Source organism: Streptomyces sp. NPDC001530 (assembly GCF_042894545.1).
Lineage (GTDB): Bacteria > Actinomycetota > Actinomycetes > Streptomycetales > Streptomycetaceae > Streptomyces.
Genome location: NZ_JBIAVS010000002.1, coordinates 200758 through 221728 on the forward strand (window position 1 = coordinate 200758; position 20971 = coordinate 221728).

The following is a 20971-nucleotide window of genomic DNA, read 5'->3' on the forward strand; positions in this document are numbered from 1 at the left end:
GCCCCGGCACGGACGGAGACGAAACCCCAGTAGGGACGGAAGCGCAGCCCGGCGGGGACAGGGCGATCCCCGGCAGGGACCAGGGCGCGGCCCGGGTACGGACGAAGGCGCAGCCCCGGCGGAACCGGCGCAGCCCCAGCAGGGAAGCAAAGCCCTTGGGGGGCCAGGGGCGGAGCCCCGGGCAGGGGTGCAGGGGGCGCAGCCCCCGCCGGGGTTCAGGGGCAGCGCCCCTGGCGGGGGTCTGGGGCGGAGCCCCAGGTACGGGAATGGGTAGGGGCGGCGGGGGCGAACAACGCTCGGTCCTCAGCCCCGTACGGCGGTGGCGTCGGAGTCGGCGCCGGCGTCGATGTCGGGCCCCCCACAGTGGCGGGTGACCGTGTCGGCAAAGGCGCGGGCCGGGGGCGACAGCGCGTCCCACTGACGTACGGCCCAGCCTGCCGTGAGAGGCGGAAGCGCCGGAACCGGGATGAAGCGGAGGCCGCGATGGCCGGGACCGCGCCAGCCGGGCAGCGCGGGCACGACGGCATGGCCGAGGCCGAGTTCGGCGAGCAGGATCGCGGTGTCCCAGTCGGCGACGCTGGTGTCGGAGGCGGCGGCCGGCACCCCCAACTCCCGGTAGGCGGTGTCGAGATGGGCCCGAGAGGTGGAGTTCTCGGGCAGCCCGATGAGCCGCATCCCGGCCAACTCCTCCCCCTCGATGCGCCCGCGCCCGGCGAGCTCGTCGTCGGCGCGCACGGCAAGCACCCAGGGCAGTTCGACCACGGCCCGCTGCTCGACCCCACGCACGGCCGCCCCAAGGGTCACCCACGCGAGGTCGAGCCCATGGTCGCCGAGCGCCTCGAAACAACTGCGACTCGAGCTCTCGGTCTGGAACTCCAGGCTCACCTGCGGATACCGCCGCCGGAAGTCGACCACGGCATCGGCCATGAAGTGCCGCACGGTGGCCCCACCGGTGGCGATCCGTACGACGCCCCCGCCCCCACGCACCATCTCGTCGAGCCGCCGCAGCGCGAGGTCGAGCCCGGATATGCCCTCGGCGGCGGCCCGCTCCAGCACCCGCCCGGCACGCGTCGGCACGACACCCCGCGCCTGTCGCTCCACGAGCCCGACCCCCACCTCCCGCTCCAGCCGCCGTACATGCTGGCTCACCGCCGACTGGGTGCACCCCAGCTCCCGGGCCACGGCGCTGAGACTCCCGGCCCGGCAGACGGCGACGAAGACACGCAGATCATCAAGGGTCACGAGGGGCAAAACTATCGGGGGCGGCCCGGGCCCCTGACCTCGGATGCGGGCTCTGGCGTCACACGCGGGTCTTGGCCAGCAGCTCGACGATCTCCGCGGTGGTCCCGGTCTCGCCGAGCCGGGGGAAGATCCGCTCGACGCTGTTGCGGTGCGTGACGTCGTCGATGTCGGACATGGCGTCGGTGGCCAGTGTGACGTGGTAGCCGTGTTCGTGGGCGGCACGGGCGCTGGACTCGACACCGATGCTGGTGGCGATGCCGGCCAGCACGATCTGGGTGATCCCGCGGCGACGCAGCTGAAGATCGAGGTCGGTGCCGTGGAAGGCGCCCCAGTTCCGCTTGGTCACGGTGATGTCCTCGGGGTGCCCGGCCAGCTCGTCGACGAGGACGTCCCAGCCCTCCGGCCAGGTGCGCGAGCGGCTGCCGCCGTCGATACGGCCGGGCGTGGCGTCCGATCCGTCGGCGGCCTGGGTGACCCGTACGAGGACGACCGGGAGGCCGTGCTCCCGGAAGGCGTCGGCGAGTTGACCCGCGCGCCCTACGACCTCGGCGGCGGGGTACGGGGCGAGGTGCGGGTTTCCGACGATGCCGTTCTGCAGGTCGATGAGGACGAGGGCGGTACGCGGGTCGAGCGTGGTGAGAGCCATGGTCAGGCCTTTCCGGGGGCAGAGGATGTCCGGGTGCGGAGGGATCGGTCGAGGAGGGTCACCGCCAGGAGCAGGACAGGTCCGGCGAGCATGAAGAGGGCCAGGTCGTGCAGGCCGCCGGTGTCGGCACCGTGCGGGAAGAAGGCGCGGTGGCGGCGTGCAGCCCGCGCCCCTCCTCCAGCCACTGCGTGAACCCGTACAGGAAGGCGTACGCCGAGGTGTAGCTCAGGAGTTGGCGCAGGGGTGAGGAGTTGACCGGATTCAGGACCGAGCCAAGGACCATCGGGGCGATGAGCCGCCGGTCGAAGCCGTCGGCGGGGCGGGGGCGTGGGAGCCGGGTGGCGCGAGTCCCGGTCCCGCGGGTGGCGCGGGTCTCGCGGGACCCTTGAGTGGCGCGGGTCCCGTGAGTGGAGCGGGTGGCACGGGTCCCGCGGGTGGGTTTCGGTATCACGGCCGGGTGAGCCGCTCCAGTACGGCCATCGCGTCGATGACGGTCTGCCGCTCGGCCTCCGTGCAGTGGTCGTGGAAGGCCCGGGCCAGCCACTCCTCGCGAGCCTGCCGGGTGCCCTCGACGCGCTCGCGCCCGGCTTCGGTCAGCGTGACGAGTTGCCGCCGGCCGTCCCCCGGGTCCGGACTGCGCTCGATCAGCCCCTGCTGGTCGAGCGCGGCGAGCGTGGCGGCCATGGACTGCGGCCGTACCCCTTCGGTCGCCGCCAGCCCACTGGTCGTGGCGGCCCCGCTCTTGCTGAGCAACGTCAGCGCGGACAACTGGGAGGGCGTGAGCTCCTGCGTCTCGGAGACTTCCCTGATCCGCCGCCGCAGCCGGCTGAACGCCACCCGCAGATCGCGCGCGGCGCGGGCGGCGGACTCGGAGATGCCTTCGGGGTCCCCGTTGCTCTCGTCCATGCCGTCACGGTAAATCGTTCAGTCCAGACTGTCCAGTTTCAACTGCACAGTCAGGACTGATTACTTTCTGGGCACCCTCGAGGAGGGCGCCGAGTACGTGACTCGAAGTGACGGTGGCGACTGCTTCACCGAACGCAACGTCCGAAGAAAATCGCAGGCCAGGAGCCACGGGTCCGGTCATCCCGCTTGGTCGCCCACACTCGTTCGCGTGAAGTCCCCTAAGGAACTCGCATCCCAAAATCGAACAGGCGTAGCATTGCCGCGTGGCTGCGACCTATGACTTTCCGAGTGACCTCCTGGCCGGCCAGGAGGAGCTGCATCAGGTCCGGGCCGAGCTGCTGGCCCTGCTGAAACGACTCCCCTGGTCCGTAGAACCCCTGGACGGCTTCAGCGACGCGGGCGGCTGGCGCAAGGTGGAACGCCCCGCCTCCCCCGGCTGGACCGCCGACGAACAGGCCGAGGTGGAGAAGCTCCGCCGACGCGAGCGCGAGCTTGCCGTGTTCGTGACCTGCCACCGCTTCTGGTCGGAGATAGAACCCCCGGAGACGGTCGACGCACGAGCGAAGCTGAAGCACGCCCACGAGGAACCGGAGTGAGCGGGCGAGGGCAGCGGGGCTTGCCGCTGAACTGCAGCGTGCCGGCGACCACCGCGTCCCAGAACTCTCAGAGGTTGTCCAGGACGCGCATCGGGATCCCGGCATCCCGATGCAGCCGCAGGAAATCACCGACCGGCTGGGCGGCACCGAACGGTCCGACGGGCTCGGTCGCCACGAACGCGTGCGGGACCGGCTCGCCGAAGGGCCGGCACGGCGCGGCGGGCAGCCGACTGTCTCTCGACGGGTAGATCACACCCCCGAGGCTGTGCTCCACGCAGCGAGCGTGTTCGAAGGAGGGAGAGGTACGCGCCGCACACAATGCGGCGCGAAAGCTCCGGCAAGCACCGCTGCGATTACTGGTGGTCGGCTGCGGTCGTACCGGTTGCTGTACTTCGCTGCTGCACGGCAACCGGCTCCACCTCATCGGTCCTGCCGTCGTCTACGACGCAACTTCCCGGCGCCGGCGACGGCGAAGAAGAAAGTGCCTCCTACTGTCATAGGGAGGTGAGAGGTAAACCTCTGAGGGTGGTGTCCAAGGAGGACTTGGTCGAACGCGATTCCGATCAGGGCGGCTGCCAGTGTCATCGCCCACAAGAGCAGGACGAGCAACCATGTGCTCCGGGTGCTCAGCCAAGAAATCATTGGATCATCATGTACCCGACGTACCGCCGACCACAGTCCCCTTCGGTTCTCCTGCCCAGCTGCGCGGCGAGACAGACCGCCCCGGACTTCGCGCCGGGTCGTCGCCCGTTTGGCTGGGGTCGAGGTCGTCGAGGATACCGAGCAGCGTGGTGCGGGCTTGGGGCAAGTGGCCTGCCTTCAGCTGGGTGTTGCCCTTGAACGCGGCGAGGCGTACCGGGCTGAGCCAGTTGAGCCACTCCGGGCTGTCGTGCTCGGACCCGGCGGCGAGAGTGTCTTCGGCGTGCCCGATCAGGTGCAATGCCGTCCTGGTCTCTCCCACCGAGCGTGTCGGGACTTCCGACATGCGCTGACTTGGGCAAACACCCTGATCGTTTAGGGGATATATAGGGGACGCGGCTCCGTAGGCGGATGTCGGCGGTTCGAAACCGTCCGCGCCCACCAGGTGAACAGGAAGGAACGGGCCCTTATGGCTGTCTGCCACTGCGGGCAGAGTTGCCGTTGTCTGCCCTCGTTCAGCGGCGTTGGTGTCAACTGGTGATGTCAGCCGGACGATCTGTGCCCGCCGGGACCCGCCCGGTCCCGGCGCGGCGAGTGACCTGGTCGGCTAGCCGTTGACGCAGACGTTGCCCGTCGCCGGGTTGAGCAGTCCGATGACGTTCACGGAGTTGCCGCAAGCGTTGACCGGGATGTCCACCGGTACCTGCACCACATTGCCGGACAGCAGACCGCCCGAGCCCGTCGCGGTGCCCACCGCTGTTGCTCCCTTGGTCTTGACGGTCAGGGTCGCGGGGTCCGGGGGATTCAGGCCAACCGTGGTGATCGCTTCGGGGCGGTTGACGTAGGTGCCCGGCTTGTCGGCCGTGACGTTCACCGTGACCGTGCAGGACTTCTCGCCGGCGGCCAGGTCGCCGCCGTTCAGAGCAACGGACGCGCCCCCCGCCGTCGCGGACACCGTGCCGTTGCCGCAGGTCGTCGATGCGTTCGCGTTCGGGGCCACCTTCAATCCGGCGGGCAGGTTGTCGGCGAAGCTGAAGTCGTTCTTCGCCGCCAGTTCACTGGTGTTGGTCACCGTCATAGCGAGTGTCGAGGTGCCACCCTGATCGATCGTGGCAGGATTGAACGCCTTGTCCAGCTGCGGAGTCGCATCCAGGATCCGGATGTTGTCGAATGCATGGTCATTACCGAACCAGTCGCCTTGCCCATTGACCATCTTGATGCCCAACTGACTATCGTTGAACAGTACAGCTCTGTTGCTGGCGAACGCCCCGGCCCTCAACCCGCTTCCTCCGGGGTAGGGCTTGGAGTTGGGATCGGCGCAGGGATTGATGGGGGTGGTGAAGGTAGGGATGTCTGACCCGTTGCCGGTCAGATAGAACTTCAGCAGCGGAGGAGCCGCTTGGCCGCAATTCACGGCGGCTACGTCCACTGCGAAGGTGATGTAGCGGTTCGGCTTCGCGATCGGGATCGGCTGCTCGGTCCGGAACTCCACCCGGTCGGCGCCAGGTGGCACCCAGTTGGTGTAGGCCGCGACCACGTGGTTGGTCGGCGGATTCGTTCCGCCTACCTGTCCCAGCGCATTGGCCATGTTCTTCAATACTGCCGGGCAGTTAGGCTGATCAGCACCGGTCTGATTGAGGATGATGCCGTTGCATTGTCCGTGGTCAAGCCACCGGGGGTCGGCTGTGTATGTCTCGGTGAGCGGTGGAGCGCCGACGTAGTCCTCCAGGAAGATCGGGGTCTCGCCTGCGTTTTCGAAGTCTTCGACGAACACCGTAACCGGGGCCTGCGGGGCCCTCGGAGTGCCAGATGCATGCCGGGCGTTCACCCCCGGCGACATAACCAGAGCCTGGGCTTGAGAGGCCAGCGGAGCACTCGCGATCGCAAGTGCTACCAGGGACACCGGTGCAGTGCGCGTGCGCCAGGAAAGCTTGACTGCGGAAATTTCCACCATCTCTTTTCCAATCACCACGGCGTACAAGCAACAACGGACATGGGCAGAAATGGCGCAGTCCAGACCATTAGCTATGCACCCCGATAGGCAGGTCACCTTAATTCCAGCACGCGCCCTCAAAAAAGACGACCAGCGACCTCGACGACTGTACCTTTCACCGCGTTGGCCGAACTGGGAACGGACACTGTGGGCTTATATCGGAATTTCATCCAGCAATGTAATGCCTAAATGCGCGCCTCCCGGAAATGGCCACTGAGTTCGAATTAAGGTCGGTGGAACCGACCGGCCCCAGCCACAGAGGTTTTTTCCTGCTCGGCCCGCTGCACGTAGCGCGCCGCCGGGCGCGGCCAGCCGGGGCGCAGACAGGAGGCAGGCCGCGCCGCAGAGGCGGCGCGCGTACGCGCCGTGCGCGGGCCTTGATGAAGTAGGGAAATGGAGATCCTGGGGCACAGCCAGATCGCCGTCACGATGAACGTCTACGCCCACGTGGTCCAGGACACGCAGCGCGAGGCGGTCAGCCACATGGACCGGCTGCTCACGAGGCGCCTACAGCGCGAGTAGTCCCGGCGCTGATGTCAGATCCGGATGTCAAAGACCCCCAGCCATGATCGGTTGGGGGTCTTTGTCCTGGTGGGCGCGGACGGTTTCGAACCGCCGACATCCGCCTTGTAAGGGCGGCGCTCTACCGCTGAGCTACGCGCCCAGGACGAGTCGACAGCCTACATTGCCCGAGGGGATGCCCTGCAAACCCGTATCCGTGAGTGAGGGTGGACGGACCGGGGCGGGGGTTATCCCCACCCCCGATCCGGGAGCGGGCCGGATCCCCCGGCGAGGCCCGGATCCGTACGGTCGAAGAGCCTTCGCAGTCCGTCTTGGGCCCTCGCAGTCCGTCTTGGCCTTCGCAGTCCGTCTTAGGCCTTCGCAGACCGTCTTGGGCGTTCACCGTGCGTCCAAGTCGGGCCTTCGCAGTCCGTCTCAGGGGGAGATCACCATGGCCCGTATCGTTCCCGTTCCTGTCCGCGCGGTCGCCGTTGCCGGTGTCGTCGTGGGCCTCGTCGCGGCTGCCACCGGCTGTGGCGCGTCCGCCGGGGACGACAAGGAGCCGGACCACCGGTCCTTCGCCCTGCACGGCCGCACGCTCACCGTCGACTCGGACGACTCCGCGCTCGAACTCGTGGTCGCGGGCTCGGCCAAGGCGGACAAGGTCGAGGTCACCCGGTGGTTCCGGGGGCGCGTCGTCGTCGGTGGGGACCCCCGGGTGACCTGGGCGATGGAGGACGGCGACCGGCTCGTGCTGCGGATGAAGTGTTCGGGCGTCGTCGCCGACTGCGCGGCCAGGCACCGGATCGTCGTCCCGCGCGGCGTCGCCGTCACCGTGAAGGACGGGGACGGCAGCGTGCGCGCGCAGGGCTTCAAGGAGGCGCTGAGCGTTCGTACGTCGGACGGTTCCGTGCGGGTGACGGACTCCTCGGGGCCGCTGGACCTGTGCAGCGCCGACGGGTCCATCCGCGCGCTGGGCGTCGACTCGCGCAGCGTGCGCGCCCGTACCCAGGACGGTTCCGTACGGCTCGAACTCGGCGTCGTACCCGACCTGGTGGAGTCCCGCAGCCAGGATGGTTCCGTCACCATCGCGCTGCCCCGGGACAGCTATCGCGTGACGACCAGGAGCGGTGACGGCTCGGTGGATGTGTCCGTGCCCCGTGACCCGTCCAGCTCCCATGTGGTGTCCGCCCACACGAACGACGGGAAGATCACGGTACGAACCGCGAACTAACCGGCCCGTGTGTTCGTCCTTAACCGGTGGGAGAATGACAGCCGGGCAAGGCGGATGACAGCACGGGAGAGGGATGTGACGGCGACACCTTCGCAGCCGTATTCGCCGTTTGTGCCATGCGCGCAGCCAGCCCCGCCCGGCCGTCGTGCACGCCGCCGTGTGCGCCGTCGTCCGTCGTACGCCTTCCGTGACACGTTCACCCTCGTCGCCCTCCCCCTGCTCGCCGCGCTCGCGCTGCCCGCCGCCTTCGCGGGCGGCGGCACCCGGCGGTGGTTCGGTGGGCGCGCCGAGAGTCAGCGGGCCGAGGCGCAGGCCGCCAAGGACGCCGCCGCGGCCGCCTTCTACGAGCTCGACACCGCGCAGCGCGATCTGCGGATCTCGATCGAGACGATCACGGCCGTCGACGACTCCTCCGCGGCCCGCCGCGCGGTCTCCGACTTCGAGGCCCTCGGGCGGCAGATCGACGAGGCCAGTACTCGGTACATCACCGCCGTCGACGCCCACGATCTCGACCGCGACGACCTGGAGGCGTCGGTCGCCGCACGGGCGCGCACCGAGCTGACCGCCGCGAAGGACGAGCTGGGGCGGGTCAAGGGGGATCTGGAGCGCTTCGAGCGGGGGCTCGGACCGCTGCTCGGCAAGGCCGAGACGCAGCTCGCCCGGCTCGCCCCGGCCGTCGAGCGCGCCCGCCAGGCCCTGCTCGCCGCCTCGAACGCCCTCGACGGCGTACGGGGATCGGGACTCAAGGCCGACGACCTCGCCGCCCGGCTCGCCGCCCTCGGGCCCGAGCTGACCAAGCTCAACCAGGGGGCCGGACAGCACGGCGTACCGGAGACGCTGGAGCGCGCCGAGCGGGTCTCGCGGGAGGCCGGGGCGGTGCGCGCGGAGGCGGAGCGGCTGCCCGAGCGGGCCGCCGAGATCGACCACCGGCTGGTCTCGCTGCGCACCCGCGCGCAGGCGCTGACCACGCGGTCCGGGCAGGTGGAGCCGGTGCTGAGCGAGCTGCGGCGGCGGTTCTCGGCCGCGTGCTGGCAGGACCTGCAGCACGTACCGGAGCAGGCCGCCGAGAGCGTACGGCAGGCCGAGCTGAAGCTGAAGGAGGCGCAGGCCGCGCGCGACGAGCAGCGCTGGCCGGACGCGACCTCGCTGCTGTCCACCGTGCGGGCGCTGCTGAACAACACGGACGAGGCCGTCTCGGCGGCCGGCGACCGGCTGCGGCGGCTGAACGCCGTGGCGAAGGATCCGCAGCAGGAGATCAACCGGACCCGCTTCGCCATTCGCGACGCCCAGCGGCTGGCCATGGCGGGCCGCAGCACCCCCGACCCGCGGCACGCCCGCCCGCTCGACGACTCCGTCGCCCGCCTCGACCGTGCCGTCGCCACGCTGGAGGGGCGCCACCCCGACTACTGGCACTTCCTGACCGAGACGGAGGCGGTACGGCAGACGGTGGCGCGGGTGGTCTCGCAGATCCGCGAGGAGCGGGGCGGAGGGGTCTGACGCCGCTCGTTTCTGTGGCGTTGGCGGTCCCCGTCGATCGGGCAGATCCTGGACTGCAAGGCCCGCCATCCGGAGCAGGTGGAGTGCGAGCGGCGGCTGCGGGCCTCGGAAACGGCCCTGCGGCGTGCGCGCAGGGCCGTGCCGAAGGGGTGAAACAGCCGAGGAATCAGCCGAGAAATCACCTGAGGAATCGGCCGAGGAATCAGCCGAGGAATCAGCCGAGGAATCAGCCGAGGAATCAGCCGAGGAAACGGCTCAGGACTCAGGTGCGGTACGCGTAGTACGCCGAGTTCGGGTACGCCGCGATGATGCTCGCCACCGACCTGCGGTAGGTGTCGGTGTCGTGGTAGGTCAGATACGGGACGCCACTCGAACTCCGGTAGGAGGTCAGCATGGAGTGGTCCTTGGACCCGTCCTTGTCGAAGTCCATCTGCATCACGTCACCGACGTCCATCTGGTAGACGTTCGCCAAAGCCGTGGACCGCTTGGCCGTCTGCGTGAACCACGACCACTCGTTCACGCCGACCCATGTGTCGGTCTGGCCCGACGTCTTGTAGTACCAAGTGCCGTAGTCCTTGGTCGAGCTCGTGATGGCCTTCCAACCGCCCGCCTTCAGGGACTGGCTCAGGTAGTTGGTGCAGTCGCCGCCGGCCGAATTGAAGCTCCGGTAGGCCGGGTTGTAGTTCTTCCAGTACTTCTCGGCGTACGTCGCCATCGCGGCGTAGTTGTACGTGGTGCCGGTGAGCTTCTTGGGCTTGGCGGGCGCGGGATACGTGGTCGCTGCCCGGGGGGCGTCGACAGCGGCCATCGTGGTCTTGCGCGCCGCCGTGGTGACGGGCTCGTTGATCTGCCGGGGACCCTTGTCCGTCGAGCGCTCGCCCGACAGCTTCCAGGTGCCGTCCTGCTGGGCGCCGAAGGTCAGGACGTGGTGCGCGCGAAAGCCCGTTGTGTCGGGCTCGTCACCGCGGATCTTCTTGTACGTGAGGGTGGTGGTCTCGGTGACCCAGACCGTTGCCCGCTGTCCCGTCACCCGGGTCCTGTTCACGGTGACCTGGGTGTCGGCGGCGGTGTAGGCCTCGCCCAGTGCCGCGAGGCGGGACCGGGTGTCGCGCAGGTCGGACACCGTGGTGGTCTCCGTCCGCGTCAGCGCGTCGGACAGCCGTATGCCGCCGACCGACTTCAGCGCCGTACGCGTCGCCCGGCCGCCATCGAGCAGGGCGGCCGTGCGATCGGTGAACACGGCGTCCGCCGCACGGCCGAAGGCGTCGGTCGTCGCGCGGTCCACCATGGCGGAAGCGCCCCCCATGGACGACGCGTCCGCCGCGTGGGCGGCGGACAGGGGCAGCAGGAGGGCGGAGACGGCGACCGCCGTCACGGTCGAGCGTCTGCGGCTCAACATCTTTGATCTCACTGATGATTCTCCTTGATCCCCGGTCGGACACCGGGGAGGGGAATCTTTACATGTTCTCCTCAACTGTGGGGAGCCCGGGGGGATCCGCCGGGCAACTGATCAACTCCCTTACGGCCCAGGTAGGTTCACGGACCGAACCGCCGTTACTTCACCACCGTCGACCACTCCGGCGACTGCGCGGGGTCCAGGCTGCGCAGCCGCTCCAGGACCTCGGGCTTCTGTACGTCGAGCCAGTCGGCCAGTTCACGGAAGGACACACAGCGAACGCCCTTCTTCGTGCACACGTTCTTGACGACCTGGTCGATGGCCTTCATATAGATGCCGCCGTTCCAGTCCTCGAAGTGGTTGCCGATGAAGAGCGGTGCCCGACTGCCGTAGTAGACCCGATCGAAGCCGTTCATATAGGACTTGACGGTCTCCTGCTCCCACTCGGGGTACTTGGCCGGATCGCCCGTCGTCTCGCCGGCGGACTGGTTGTAGAGGAAGTTGAAGTCCATGGACAGGCCTTGGTACGTGCCGCCCTCGTAGGGAAGCATCTGCAGCGGGAAGTCCCAGACGCCCTCCTTCTTGGTGGGCCATATCTGGAAGTCGCCCGCGGAGCTGGCGTCGTAGCGCCAGTTGTAGTCGTTGGCCGTGGCCTTCATGGCCTTGAGCAGGTTCTTCTGGCCCTCCAGACAGGGCGCGCGCCCGCCGGTGATGTCGCGCGTGGCGTCGAAGGGCAGGGCGGGCAGATCGGTGTAGCCGGTGTTGGTCTTCCACTTCTCGACGAACGAGAAGAACTGGTCGATCTCGCTCTTCCACTCCGCCACGCTCCAGTCCTTGCCGCCCTTGGCGTCGCAGAAGTGGCCGTTGAAGTGGGTGCCGATCTCGTTGCCCTCCTTCCACGCCTTGCCGAGCTGCTCCAGCGTGGTGCGGATGTGCTCGTCGGTGGCGAAGTCGATCGCCGCGGAGCCCGGCTTGTGCATCGGCGGTTCGTAGAGCGTCTTCTTGTCCTTGGGCAGCAGATAGATGCCGGTGAGGAAGAACGTCATGTGGGCGTCGTACTTCATGGCCAACTCGCGGTAGTGCGAGAAGAGTTGGTCGTCGCCCTGGAGGGCGCCGTCCCAGGAGAAGACGACGAACTGGGGTGGTTTCTCACCGGGCTTGAGCGGTACGGGCTTCAACTCGCCCTGCTGCGGGCCGGTGTAGGACGTGGATCCGTCGCCGAGCATCTTGGTCTTGCCGTCCCACGCGGGTTCCTTGGTCGCCTTGGCGGCGGCGCCGTCGTCGGAAGGGTGCGCGCGGGCGGAGGCGGCCGGTGTGGTGGGGTCCGAGTGGTTCAGGGCCAGGTAGGTGGCGGCCGTGGAGGTGACGACGAGGAAGGCGGCCATGGCCGCGAAACCCTGGCGGGCGGAACCGGGAGCGGGGTCACGGCGACGGCGCCGGCTGTGCTTCGAGTTCATACGGGGCACATTCTGCGAGGGGGGTGGAAGGTGGTGCGTGGTGCGGCCGCTCGGCCGTCGGGCTCGGCCCAGCGGAGTCATCCGTCGGGCCCAGCCCAGCGGAGTCGTCCGTCAGGCTCAGCCGAGCGGAGTCATGGCGCCCGACCAGATGCCGTACGGGACGTCGGCGGCGCCGGATGCGTCGTCGATGCCCTGGAGCGGCAGTGGTTCGAGGCTCTTGGACAGGTCCATGCGGTAGAGGACGACCGCGGTCGACACGGAACGGTTCGTGCCCACGTACCAGGCGGCCTTGTCGTCCCCCGTGGTGCCGCTCTTCCCGGCCACCTGTGCCGACGCGGGCGCCGCGCCGGCGTGTCCGGTACGGAAGGAGTCCGTGAGCGCCTCGGTGACCTCGCGGGCCACCTTGGCGCCCACCGCTCGCCGGGTACCGGATGCGTCCAGGGCGACCCGGGAACCGTTGCGGGTGAGGCGGCGCACGGAGTACGGCTCGATGTGCGTCCCGCCCGCGGCGAACGTGGCGTAGGAGCTCGCCATCCGGATCGCGCTGGGCGTGGAGCTGCCCAGGGACAGCGCGGGCACCTGCGGGCCGAGGCTGGACGAGAGCAGGCCCGCCGCCTCGGCGGTCTGTCGCACCTGGGCCAGGCCGGTGTCCATGCCGAGCTGCATGAACGGCGTGTTCACCGACTCCGCGAGCGCCTTGCGCAGGGTGATCCGGCCGTAGGACTTGTCGCCGTCGTTGTGCGCGGCGACCTTCTTGCCGCTGCGGTCCCAGTAGGGGCCCTCGGGCGTGGTGACCGGGACGCCGTCGTCGCCGTCGTAGACGGACTCGGGGGTGACCGGTGTCGCCGCGCTGTCGCGGGTCTTGTGGACGCCGTGCTCCAGGGCGGCGGCGTAGACGAACGGCAGGAACGCCGAACCGGCGGGGACGGTGGTCGCGTTGGACTCGTTGTAGCCCTGCGTACGGTGATCGGGGCCGCCGTAGACGGCGAGGACCCGGCCGTCGGTGGCCACCGAGGCGGCCCCGTAGTGCGCGGTCTTCGCCTTCGCGGGGTCCTTCTCCTTCGCCTTCTTGCGGGCCTTGGTCACGGCGTCGGTGAGCGCGGTCTCCCGCTTCCGGTCGAACGTCGTGTAGATCTGGTAGCCGCCCAGGTCGAACTGTTTGTCCGAGATGTGCGCGGCCTTCTTGGCGTACTGGGTCGCCACCTCGACCAGGTAGTCGCTCTGCTTGCCGGTGTCGTAGGTCCGGGACTGCTTCAGCGGCTCGGGGAACTTCGTGTACGTGGCCCGCTCGGACGGCGACAGCTTGCCGGTCTTCACCATCCGGTCGAGGATCCAGGACCAACGCTCCACGGTCCGCTGGTGGTTGGCCTTGCTCAGCGTGGGGTCGTAGAGGCCCGCGCCCTTCAGCAGCGACGCGAGGAAGGCGGCCTCACTGGCGTTGAGCCTGCTGACGTCCTTGCCGTAGTAGGCCTGGGCGGCGCGCTGGATGCCGTAGGTGCCGCGGCCGAACCAGCTGGTGTTGAGGTAGCCCTCCAGGATCTTGTCCTTGCTCATCTTGTTGTCGAGCTTGAGGGCGATCATCGCCTCGGTGAACTTGCGGCTCACCGTCTGGTTCTGCGTCAGGTAGACGTTCTTGACGTACTGCTGGGTGATGGTGGAGCCGCCCTGCGTGTCCCCGTCGCCCACCGTGCGCACCAGCGCGCGGGTGAGGCCTTTGAGGGAGATGCCCGGGTCGGAGTAGAAGCTCTCGTTCTCCGCAGCGAGGACCGCCCAGCGCACGTGCTCGGGAATGTCCTTCAGCGGCATGGCCTGGCGCCGCACCCATCCGGTACGGGCCATCGGTGTCCCGTCCGACCAGAAGAAGACGTTGTCCTGCTGGGTGGCGTACGTGTTCAGGTTCTCGGGGATGTCCGTGGCCGCGTACGCGATGACCAGCAGCGAGCCGGTCAGCCCCACGGTCAGGGCCCAGCCCGCCAGCCACTGCCGCCAGGAGGGCAGCCAGCGCCGCCAGCCGGTGCGGCCCGGGCGTGGGTACGCCGGTCTGAGCCGGCGGACCAGCGGGGCGAACCGTGCGGCCAGAGCTGCCAGGCCGCGTGCGGCCAGGCCGGCCGCGCCGGGGCGTTGCGGGGGTCTGCGGCGGCGGCCACGCCGGCGTGAACCGGGCCCTCGCTCCGGGCTAGCCACGGTGGGCTCCGGCGCGTGGGCGGGTCAGGGGATGCCGGGCATCCGTTCGATGCCATGCCTGGGTCACGACTGCGTCTCCCTCCGCACTTCACCATTGCGCGCGCGGGTAGATGCAGCGGCCGCACATGCGGCAGCGAGCCCCCCTCTCCCCGACCTTGCGGCTCGTCGCGGCTCCCATAAATTATCAGCGCCTCTTGTGAACTTTTCGATCAGACGCCATACAAAAATGGTCAGTTGACGAAGTCGCCCCTCCGGCACGCCGGACCCACCGGCGGCGCGCGGTGCTCGCCTCCGGCCCTCGCGCCTCCCCTCGGGCCTCGCTTCCCGGCCGTCGGCCCGGCTCGCGGCACCGCGCCGGGGAAGCCCGCGGAGCCCTACGGTCGTCGGTCGGCTCCGGTTAACCTGTGCGCATGCCTCGCTACGAGTACCGCTGCCGGACCTGCGGCGACACCTTCGAACTGAGCCGCCCGATGGCGGAGTCCGCCGCCCCCGCGGCCTGCCCCGCCGGGCACGACGACACGGTGAAGCTGCTGTCGACGGTCGCCGTCGCCAAGGGCGGCTCGTCGTCCGCCCCGGCCCCTGCGCCGCGCGCCGGCGGAGGCGGGGGCGGCTGCTGCGGCGGGGGCTGCTGCGGCTGATCTACGGGGTCGGCCAACGGGGTTTTTCGCCCCCTCCGCCCCTGCCCGTCCCGAACCAGCCTGTCGGCTGCGGGTGGGTGGGGGCTTGTCGCGCAGTTCCCCGCGCCCCTTCAGGGGCGCGGGGAACTGCGCAATCTTTTGGCGGGGGTCTGGGGGCGCGGCCCGGGGCGGCCGGGCCGCGGGGGGGGGGGGGGGGGCTCGTCGGTTGGGGGGGGGGGGGGGGGGCCCCCCCCCCCCCCAAGGACGGGACGGGCAGGGGCGGAGGGGGCGAGAAACCCGGAGGTCAGCGGCCGTCGGAGGCGGTCAGGAACTCCCGTAGGATCCGCTCCCCCGCCGCAACCCCCCGCTCCGGAAGCGCCGTGATCGCGGGCGCCGTCCAGTCGGCGTCAGCGAGCTCGCCGTGGCCGGGACGCCAGCCTAGGTCGGCGGCCAGCAGGAGATCGGCGTCGAGGAGAGAGTCACCGGCCGCGAGGCTGAGCGTCGCACCGCTGCGCCGACCGACCTCCCGCATAGCCGCACTCTTGGTGAGCGGCTTCGGCACGGCGTAGATCTTGCGCCCCTGCAACGACACCGTCCAGCCGCGGTTCTCCGCCCACACGGCCAGCTCCTTCACCCACTCCTCGGGGAGCAGCTCGCGCTCCACCACCAGATAGGCGAACAGGTCCTCCGCGACCCGGTGCTTGCGGACCCACGCCGGATCCGCTGTGGCCGCCAGGTGCTCGCGCACCTCGGCCAACGGCGCGCACTCGCTGGCGAGCCGCTCCGTCACGCTCGCGTGCCAGTCGTGGTCGGAGACGCCGTCGACGAGCAGGTGCCCGCCGTTGGCGCAGATCGCGTACTTCGGGGCGGGGCCCGGCAGGTTGATGCGCTGGTACTGCTTGCGAGTGCGGGTCGTGGTGGGCACGAAGACCGCCGTGTCGCCGAGTTCGGTGAGGAGAGCGGCCGCGGTCTCCGTCATGAACGACAGCGGCTTGCTCTCGTGCACCTCGACGCAGAGCAGCCGGGGCGCGCGGGCGTCCGGCATGGTCAGCGCCAAGGCCGCGGAGGAGTAGATCAGCGTACGGTCGAGGTCGCTGGCGACGAGCACGGTGGGCGCGGACATCAGACCGTCACCGCCTTGCCGTCGGCACCGGTCGCGCCGCGCGTGTACTTCGGGTGGATCAACCCCACGCAGGTGTACGGGAGTTCGGCGACCTCCTCGACGGGCACCCCGCGCTGCCCGGCGAGCAGACGGACGTGGTCGAGGTCGGCGCCCGCCCCGGCGCGCGCGAGGATCTTCCAGGGGACGCGGCGCAGCAGCACCCGGGTGGTCTCGCCGACGCCCGGCTTGACGAGGTTCACATCGTGGATCTCGTACTCCTCGCTGATCCGCTCGACCGCCGCCCAGCCCTCCCAGGTGGGGGTCCGGTCGGCGGCGAGGAGCTCCTTGGCCTGGGCGCAGGCCGCGTCGGCGACGTCGGCGAAGTGGGCGGCGACGGCGTCCAGGAAGTCGACGGAGACGTCGGAGCCGGCGAGTTCGCGGTAGAACTTCGCGCCGTGGAAGTCGTGTTCGCCGACGAGGTCGGCACGCAGGACGGTGCGCGAAATCAGCCCGGAGACCGTCGAGTTGAGGCAGGCGGAGGGGATGAGGAAGTCCTCGCGGGTGCCGTACGTCCGCACGCACGAGCCCGGGTCGGCGAGCACCGCGATCTCCGGGTCGAAGCCGGTGATGCCATCCGACGCCTCGAACTCCCTTATGGCGTCGGCCAGTTCGCGGGTGATCGCACCCTTGCCGGTCCAGCCGTCGACGAAGACGACATCGGCCGGGTCGTGGTGGGCGGCCAGCCAGCGCAGCGCGTTGGCGTCGATGCCACGGCCGCGGACGATGGAGACGGCGTAGTGCGGCAGGTCGAGGTCGTGACGGTGCTTGGCCCAGCGGCGCATCAGGACGCCGACGGGTGTCCCCGCGCGGGCCAGCGACACAAGGACCGGGCGCGGAGAACGTTCGGCCAGCACCAGCTCGGTGACGGCGCCGACGGCCTGGGCGATCCGGGCCGCCGAGGTGCCGAGGGCCGCGTGGAACAGCTCCTGGTACTGGGCGCTCGGCTGGTACTCCACCGGCAGCGACTCCGCGTAGTGCGCGCCGCCGCTCTGAATTGCCTCCTCGCGCTCCTCGGTCGGCGCCTCCAGGCCCACGTCCGAGAGGTCCTGGAGCAGCCAGCCGACCTCGTCGGGCGCGTACGAGGAGAAGGCGGGGCCGCGGAGGGGCTCGGGGAGCATGGAGGGCCTTTCGGTGGACGCCCGTGCGGGGACGTACGAAGGGACGACGGCGAGCAGGACGCTCGGGGTGTGCGCCGCGAGCTGGGCCAACAGGCCGTCGGGGGCGTGCAGTTCGGGGGTGTCGGCGGCGGAGTCGACGACGGCGACCACGGCGTCGAAGCCGGCACCCGCGACGTTGTAGGCGTAGCGCTCGCCGGGGCCGTCGTCCGGGTTGTCGTGGGCCGGGAAAACGATTCGGCTGCGGATCGCGTAGCCGGGGTCGTCGAGGGCGAGCACCGGGGAGCGGGTGGTCGTGGAGTAGCGCACCTCGGCGGCCACCACCTGCTCCAGCTCCCGCGCCAGCCTGAGCGGCGCGTACATCAGCTCCTCGAAGCCGAGCACGAGCACGCGCCGGGCGCCGTCGGGCAGCGCGTCGGCGATCCGGGCGGCCATGGCGGGCAGGGCACCCTCCAGCCGTATTCGATGCCCGGGCGTGAACCCGTGCCGCCCACCATCCGGAACACCGCGCGGCCACCCGAGCTCGACACGAGCGGCCTGCCCGGCGGGTCCGGGCGCCGCGGAAGCGAGCGCCGCAGATCCAGACGCCACAGGCCTGGGAGCCGTAGGCCCGGGAGCCGTGGAACCGGACGTCGCGAGGCCAGGCACCGCGAGGCCAGGCACCGTCGGCTCATGGGCCGCGACCAGCGCCTGCCCCTTCTCCAGGACCCCCTCCGGGAGCCTGACCGTCCCCGACGCCGCGGACACCAGGTCCACCCGCGCGCCGATCTCCCGGGCGAACTCCTCCAGGCGCCCCAGGTCGGCGGCCGAGCGCATGTCGACCAGCGCCACGACGACGTATCGCTCGCGCGGATACCGCTCGTGCAGGGCGCGGATCGTGTTGAGGACCGTGTTGCCGGTGGAGAACTCGTCGTCGACGAGGACCAGGGGGCCGGAGCCCGCCAGCAGGCCCGGGTCCTCGGGGAGCAGCAGATGCGAGGTGGCGTGCGAGTGGGACTCCTCGAAGCCGCCCGCCCGGGCGACGCCCTCGACCGGGCGGCGGGTGGAGTGCAGATAGGGCGCGAGGCCGACACCGTCCGCGACCGAGTGGCCGAGGCCGGTGGCCGTCTCGGCGTACCCGAGGACCACGGCCGCACCGGCCTCCTCGGTGCCCAGCAGGTCGCGCACCCGCCGGCCGAGCGCGAACCCGTATCCGTACACCACGGACGGCGACTGCGGTACGTGCTTGCCGAGGACGTTCGAGACGAGCAGATGCGCGCGCTTGGGGTTGCGCCGCAGCGCGAGCCCCAGCAGGTCGCTCAGCTTCTCGTCACCGACCAGTTCGACACCGAGCCGCTCGGCGACCCAGGTCCCGGTCCACACCAGGTCGTTCACTGCGTTGTTCATCAATTCCTTGTTGATCGGGTTCCGCATCGCCGGGTCGGGCCGGCTCACGCCGGGAGCCCGGCGGCGAGCAGGTCCACGAAGCCGATGTCCTCGTGGGCGACGCCGAAGACCTCGGCGCGCTGAAGGGTGCGCTCGGCCCAGGCGCGGTGCGGCTTCACCTCGTTCATCTTGTTCGTGTACGCCGACCGCAGTACACCCCCGCCGCCGCGCTCGGGCCGGAGGATGTCCTGCGCGTCGCTGAACTCCTCGTGGCTGACCACGGACAGCGCGTGCACGGGCAGGACGTGCGAGGGGTGGATGCAGGTCTTGCCGAGCAGGCCGTTGGCCTGGTCGAGGGTGATCTCGCGGAGCAGTCCGTCCATGGCGTGCTCGATCAGCGCCTCGCGCAGTTCCTCCGCCTGGCCCTCCAGGAAGGGGCTGCGGCGCAGCTGCGGCTTGAACATGCGCTCCTGGACCCGGAAGTACTCCCACACCGGCCCGGTCACCGTGAAACCGGTGCCGTCCGCCCGCCCCAGCATGTTCACCACGTCGGCGATCACGGAGGCGACGACCTGGACGTCGTATGCCGTCATGTCGGGGGCCCTGCGCAGGGCGTACGAGGAGCAGAAGTCGGTCACCCCGAGGCGCAGCGCGAGCACCCGGTCGCGGTACTTGCCGACGGCGCGGGAGATCCCCTCCAGGGTGTCCACGCGCGACTCCCGGTACAGCAGCTCGGGCGATTCAAGGACCGGCATGGCAAAAAGCCGCCTGCCGCTCGCCACCTCGGCGGAGGTCAGCGCCTCCAGGAAGGGCATGCCGCGTTCCTCGGTGAACTTCGGCATCACGAATCCGGACAGCAGCCGGACGGCGGGACCGAGGCGCTGGACCAGGTCGGGGATCTGCTCGGGGAAGCGCACCCGGATGAACAGCAGCGGCAGCTCGCCGTCCGCCGACCGTCCCGCGAGCTCGGTGAACTGCCGGACCAGGTTCTCCTCGGCGCCCACGACCTCCGCGTCGTCGATCGAGTCCTCCAGGCACAGCACCATCGAGACCACACCGCGCCCGGCCTGCTTGATGATGTCGTCGGCCAGCTGCGACCGGGTCGCTGGGCTGTACAGCGTGGCCCCGAGGGCCGCCGCGAGGACCCGGGCCGGCGAGTCGGCAGTGAAGGCGCTCGGCTCCCGGAAGAAGAGGCGCTGTCGCTCCTCAGGGGCGATGTGCCCGAAATGACGCATAAAACTCCCCCGTGGCGGCTAGGCGGCCCAATTCAATGTGGCCGGTAATAGTACGTATGGATCCATGTCAGAGGTTCCCACCGGGCATGAAGTTCAGGTAACTCGGCCGTGTCCAACTCCCACGGATCCTGGGGAGACCCCGCGTTGTCGTGACCAGGACCGAGAGGGCAGGATGACCGCATGACGCACGCGATGCTGAAGGGGTCGAACGTCCCGCTGGACGCCACAGCGGTGCGCGCCGTGCTGCGCTGGACACCCGGGCAGGGTGTCCCTGATGTCGATGCCTCGGCGCTGCTCCTCGGCCCCGACGGTCGTGTGCGATCCGACGAGGACTTCGTCTTCTACAACCAGCCCCGCCATCCCTCCGGCAAGGTCTGGCGGCTCGGCAAGAAACGCGTCACCGAGGGCCTGACCGACACGATCCAGACGGATCTGGCGGGTGTCGAGTCCGGTGTCGGACAGATTCTGCTGGTCGCATCGGCGGACGACGTCCCCTTCGACCGCGTACGGGATCTGCGCATCCTGCTGTACGACGCCGCCGTCGCGGACGGCGAACCTCTGGCGTACTTCGACATCAAGCCGGAGACCGGTGCGGAGACCGCGCTGATCTGCGGCGAGCTGTACCGGCGCGGTGAGGGCTGGAAGTTCCGGGCGCTCGGCGAGGGCTACTCCGACGGTCTGGTGGGGCTGGCGACCGACTTCGGGATCTCGGTCGACGAGACGGAGGCCGGGGCGGCCGCCGCGGCGCCCGTGTCCGGAGCCGTGCCCGATGCTGCGCCGGTGTCCGGGGCCGTACCCGAGGCGGCCTGGTCGGCGCCCGCCGCCGTCCCGGAGACCTCGGTGCCGCTGCCGCCCGAGCAGCCCGCGCCCGTGCCGCAGCAGCCCGCGTACGGCTATCCGCAGCCGCAGACGGCTCCCGCGGCGGCGGCCGCCGCCCAGCCGGCGTACGGGTATCCCCAGCCGGCCTACGGGTATCCGCAACCGGTGGGCGTCGCCCCCGACCCGAGCTTCCGGCTGCCCCCGCAGGGGCCTCAGTTCATCGGACGTTAGGCGGTACGGCGCCGCGTCCGGTACGCCGTGGGTGGGACCGCGAGCCCGGCGGTTACAGGGTGCCTCCCCCAAGCTCTTCGAGCAGGGGGTACCCCCAGCGCCCACCCGTGCCGCCTGGGGGTCCCCCCACGCCGTT

Annotated in this window: 18 protein-coding genes, 1 tRNA gene and 1 pseudogene; 6 read left to right on the forward strand and 14 right to left on the reverse strand. The window is 70.1% G+C overall.

Annotation, left to right across the window (positions count from 1 at the left end; all coding sequences use genetic code 11):
• Positions 1-303: 303 nt before the first annotated feature.
• The 4 genes from ACFY0T_RS03825 to ACFY0T_RS03840 are packed head-to-tail and all read right to left on the reverse strand — an operon-like array spanning position 304 to position 2794.
• Entirely contained in the window at positions 304-1242 is a 939-nt protein-coding gene (locus ACFY0T_RS03825; protein WP_388864389.1) for a LysR family transcriptional regulator, read from the reverse strand.
• A 58-nt stretch (positions 1243-1300) separates the two neighbouring features.
• Positions 1301-1888 carry a hydrolase gene (locus ACFY0T_RS03830; protein ID WP_388864390.1) on the reverse strand — a complete coding sequence of 196 codons (588 nt, stop codon included), beginning with the start codon at positions 1886-1888 and terminating at the stop codon, positions 1301-1303.
• Between the two features lie 58 nt (positions 1889-1946).
• On the reverse strand, positions 1947-2339 hold the full coding sequence (locus ACFY0T_RS03835) for a hypothetical protein (RefSeq protein ID WP_388864391.1): 393 nt from the start codon (positions 2337-2339) through the stop codon (positions 1947-1949).
• Positions 2336-2794 (reverse strand): MarR family winged helix-turn-helix transcriptional regulator, encoded by a 459-nt coding sequence (locus ACFY0T_RS03840; RefSeq protein WP_388864392.1) that lies wholly within the window; start codon positions 2792-2794, stop codon positions 2336-2338. The genes ACFY0T_RS03835 and ACFY0T_RS03840 overlap by 4 nt, the downstream gene beginning before the upstream one ends.
• A gap of 263 nt (positions 2795-3057) precedes the next feature.
• Between ACFY0T_RS03840 and ACFY0T_RS03845 the strand changes: the two genes are divergently transcribed.
• The gene (locus ACFY0T_RS03845) at positions 3058-3390 is read left to right on the forward strand and encodes a hypothetical protein (protein WP_388864393.1); all 333 of its coding nucleotides are present in this window, start codon (positions 3058-3060) and stop codon (positions 3388-3390) included.
• A 67-nt stretch (positions 3391-3457) separates the two neighbouring features.
• Here the strand turns inward: ACFY0T_RS03845 and ACFY0T_RS03850 are convergent, their stop codons facing one another.
• The 3 genes from ACFY0T_RS03850 to ACFY0T_RS03860 all read right to left on the reverse strand — a co-directional run bounded on the left by ACFY0T_RS03850 (position 3458) and on the right by ACFY0T_RS03860 (position 6001).
• On the reverse strand, positions 3458-3664 hold the full coding sequence (locus ACFY0T_RS03850; RefSeq protein ID WP_388864394.1) for a DUF6886 family protein: 207 nt from the start codon (positions 3662-3664) through the stop codon (positions 3458-3460).
• A 375-nt stretch (positions 3665-4039) separates the two neighbouring features.
• On the reverse strand, positions 4040-4375 hold the full coding sequence (locus tag ACFY0T_RS03855) for a hypothetical protein (protein ID WP_388864395.1): 336 nt from the start codon (positions 4373-4375) through the stop codon (positions 4040-4042).
• Between the two features lie 261 nt (positions 4376-4636).
• Complete coding sequence (locus ACFY0T_RS03860) at positions 4637-6001, reverse strand: chaplin family protein (protein ID WP_388864733.1); 1365 nt, start codon at positions 5999-6001, stop codon at positions 4637-4639.
• 414 nt (positions 6002-6415) lie between these two features.
• Here ACFY0T_RS03860 and ACFY0T_RS03865 point away from each other — a divergent pair.
• Positions 6416-6544: pseudogene (locus ACFY0T_RS03865) on the forward strand (integrase); the annotation flags it as partial.
• Between the two features lie 67 nt (positions 6545-6611).
• Here the strand turns inward: ACFY0T_RS03865 and ACFY0T_RS03870 are convergent.
• Positions 6612-6686 (reverse strand) — tRNA-Val (locus ACFY0T_RS03870).
• Positions 6687-6974: 288 nt separating this feature from the next.
• Between ACFY0T_RS03870 and ACFY0T_RS03875 the strand changes: the two genes are divergently transcribed.
• Both ACFY0T_RS03875 and ACFY0T_RS03880 read left to right on the forward strand, forming a co-directional pair.
• Positions 6975-7757, forward strand: a complete 783-nt coding sequence (locus ACFY0T_RS03875) for a DUF4097 family beta strand repeat-containing protein (protein WP_388864396.1) — start codon at positions 6975-6977, stop codon at positions 7755-7757.
• A gap of 75 nt (positions 7758-7832) precedes the next feature.
• Entirely contained in the window at positions 7833-9254 is a 1422-nt protein-coding gene (locus ACFY0T_RS03880; protein WP_388864397.1) for a hypothetical protein, read from the forward strand.
• Between the two features lie 262 nt (positions 9255-9516).
• On the opposite strand, the gene ACFY0T_RS03885 is transcribed toward ACFY0T_RS03880, so the two are convergent.
• The 3 genes from ACFY0T_RS03885 to ACFY0T_RS03895 form a co-directional block, all read right to left on the reverse strand.
• Complete coding sequence (locus ACFY0T_RS03885) at positions 9517-10653, reverse strand: amidase domain-containing protein (protein WP_388864735.1); 1137 nt, start codon at positions 10651-10653, stop codon at positions 9517-9519.
• Between the two features lie 155 nt (positions 10654-10808).
• Positions 10809-12107 carry a hypothetical protein gene (locus ACFY0T_RS03890; protein ID WP_388864398.1) on the reverse strand — a complete coding sequence of 433 codons (1299 nt, stop codon included), beginning with the start codon at positions 12105-12107 and terminating at the stop codon, positions 10809-10811.
• A gap of 117 nt (positions 12108-12224) precedes the next feature.
• A complete protein-coding gene (locus ACFY0T_RS03895) occupies positions 12225-14291 on the reverse strand; it encodes a transglycosylase domain-containing protein (RefSeq protein WP_388864399.1) in 2067 nt (688 codons plus the stop codon).
• A gap of 410 nt (positions 14292-14701) precedes the next feature.
• Between ACFY0T_RS03895 and ACFY0T_RS03900 the strand changes: the two genes are divergently transcribed.
• Positions 14702-14929 (forward strand): zinc ribbon domain-containing protein, encoded by a 228-nt coding sequence (locus ACFY0T_RS03900; RefSeq protein WP_388864400.1) that lies wholly within the window; start codon positions 14702-14704, stop codon positions 14927-14929.
• Between the two features lie 283 nt (positions 14930-15212).
• Here ACFY0T_RS03900 and ACFY0T_RS03905 read toward each other — a convergent pair whose 3' ends face one another.
• The 3 genes from ACFY0T_RS03905 to ACFY0T_RS03915 are packed head-to-tail and all read right to left on the reverse strand — an operon-like array spanning position 15213 to position 19785.
• Entirely contained in the window at positions 15213-16031 is an 819-nt protein-coding gene (locus ACFY0T_RS03905; protein ID WP_388864401.1) for an HAD family hydrolase, read from the reverse strand.
• Positions 16031-18571 (reverse strand): phosphoribosyltransferase, encoded by a 2541-nt coding sequence (locus ACFY0T_RS03910; RefSeq protein WP_388864402.1) that lies wholly within the window; start codon positions 18569-18571, stop codon positions 16031-16033. The genes ACFY0T_RS03905 and ACFY0T_RS03910 overlap by 1 nt, the downstream gene beginning before the upstream one ends.
• Positions 18572-18615: 44 nt before the next feature.
• A complete protein-coding gene (locus ACFY0T_RS03915; protein WP_388864403.1) occupies positions 18616-19785 on the reverse strand; it encodes an HpcH/HpaI aldolase/citrate lyase family protein in 1170 nt (389 codons plus the stop codon).
• A gap of 180 nt (positions 19786-19965) precedes the next feature.
• Between ACFY0T_RS03915 and ACFY0T_RS03920 the strand changes: the two genes are divergently transcribed.
• Complete coding sequence (locus tag ACFY0T_RS03920) at positions 19966-20835, forward strand: TerD family protein (RefSeq protein WP_388864404.1); 870 nt, start codon at positions 19966-19968, stop codon at positions 20833-20835.
• The last annotated feature ends 136 nt before the right edge of the window (positions 20836-20971 follow it).

What these genes read in the sequence shown, in the direction of transcription:
- ACFY0T_RS03905 (WP_388864401.1), bottom strand. Translation starts at nt 16,031, where the DNA reads ATGTCCGCGCCCACCGTGCTCGTCGCCAGCGACCTCGACCGTACGCTG.
- ACFY0T_RS03830 (WP_388864390.1), bottom strand. Translation starts at nt 1,888, where the DNA reads ATGGCTCTCACCACGCTCGACCCGCGTACCGCCCTCGTCCTCATCGAC.
- ACFY0T_RS03875 (WP_388864396.1), top strand. Translation starts at nt 6,975, where the DNA reads ATGGCCCGTATCGTTCCCGTTCCTGTCCGCGCGGTCGCCGTTGCCGGT.
- ACFY0T_RS03920 (WP_388864404.1), top strand. Translation starts at nt 19,966, where the DNA reads ATGACGCACGCGATGCTGAAGGGGTCGAACGTCCCGCTGGACGCCACA.
- ACFY0T_RS03915 (WP_388864403.1), bottom strand. Translation starts at nt 19,785, where the DNA reads ATGCGTCATTTCGGGCACATCGCCCCTGAGGAGCGACAGCGCCTCTTC.
- ACFY0T_RS03885 (WP_388864735.1), bottom strand. Translation starts at nt 10,653, where the DNA reads ATGTTGAGCCGCAGACGCTCGACCGTGACGGCGGTCGCCGTCTCCGCC.
- ACFY0T_RS03910 (WP_388864402.1), bottom strand. Translation starts at nt 18,571, where the DNA reads ATGAACAACGCAGTGAACGACCTGGTGTGGACCGGGACCTGGGTCGCC.
- ACFY0T_RS03890 (WP_388864398.1), bottom strand. Translation starts at nt 12,107, where the DNA reads ATGAACTCGAAGCACAGCCGGCGCCGTCGCCGTGACCCCGCTCCCGGT.
- ACFY0T_RS03900 (WP_388864400.1), top strand. Translation starts at nt 14,702, where the DNA reads ATGCCTCGCTACGAGTACCGCTGCCGGACCTGCGGCGACACCTTCGAA.
- ACFY0T_RS03855 (WP_388864395.1), bottom strand. Translation starts at nt 4,375, where the DNA reads ATGTCGGAAGTCCCGACACGCTCGGTGGGAGAGACCAGGACGGCATTG.
- ACFY0T_RS03840 (WP_388864392.1), bottom strand. Translation starts at nt 2,794, where the DNA reads ATGGACGAGAGCAACGGGGACCCCGAAGGCATCTCCGAGTCCGCCGCC.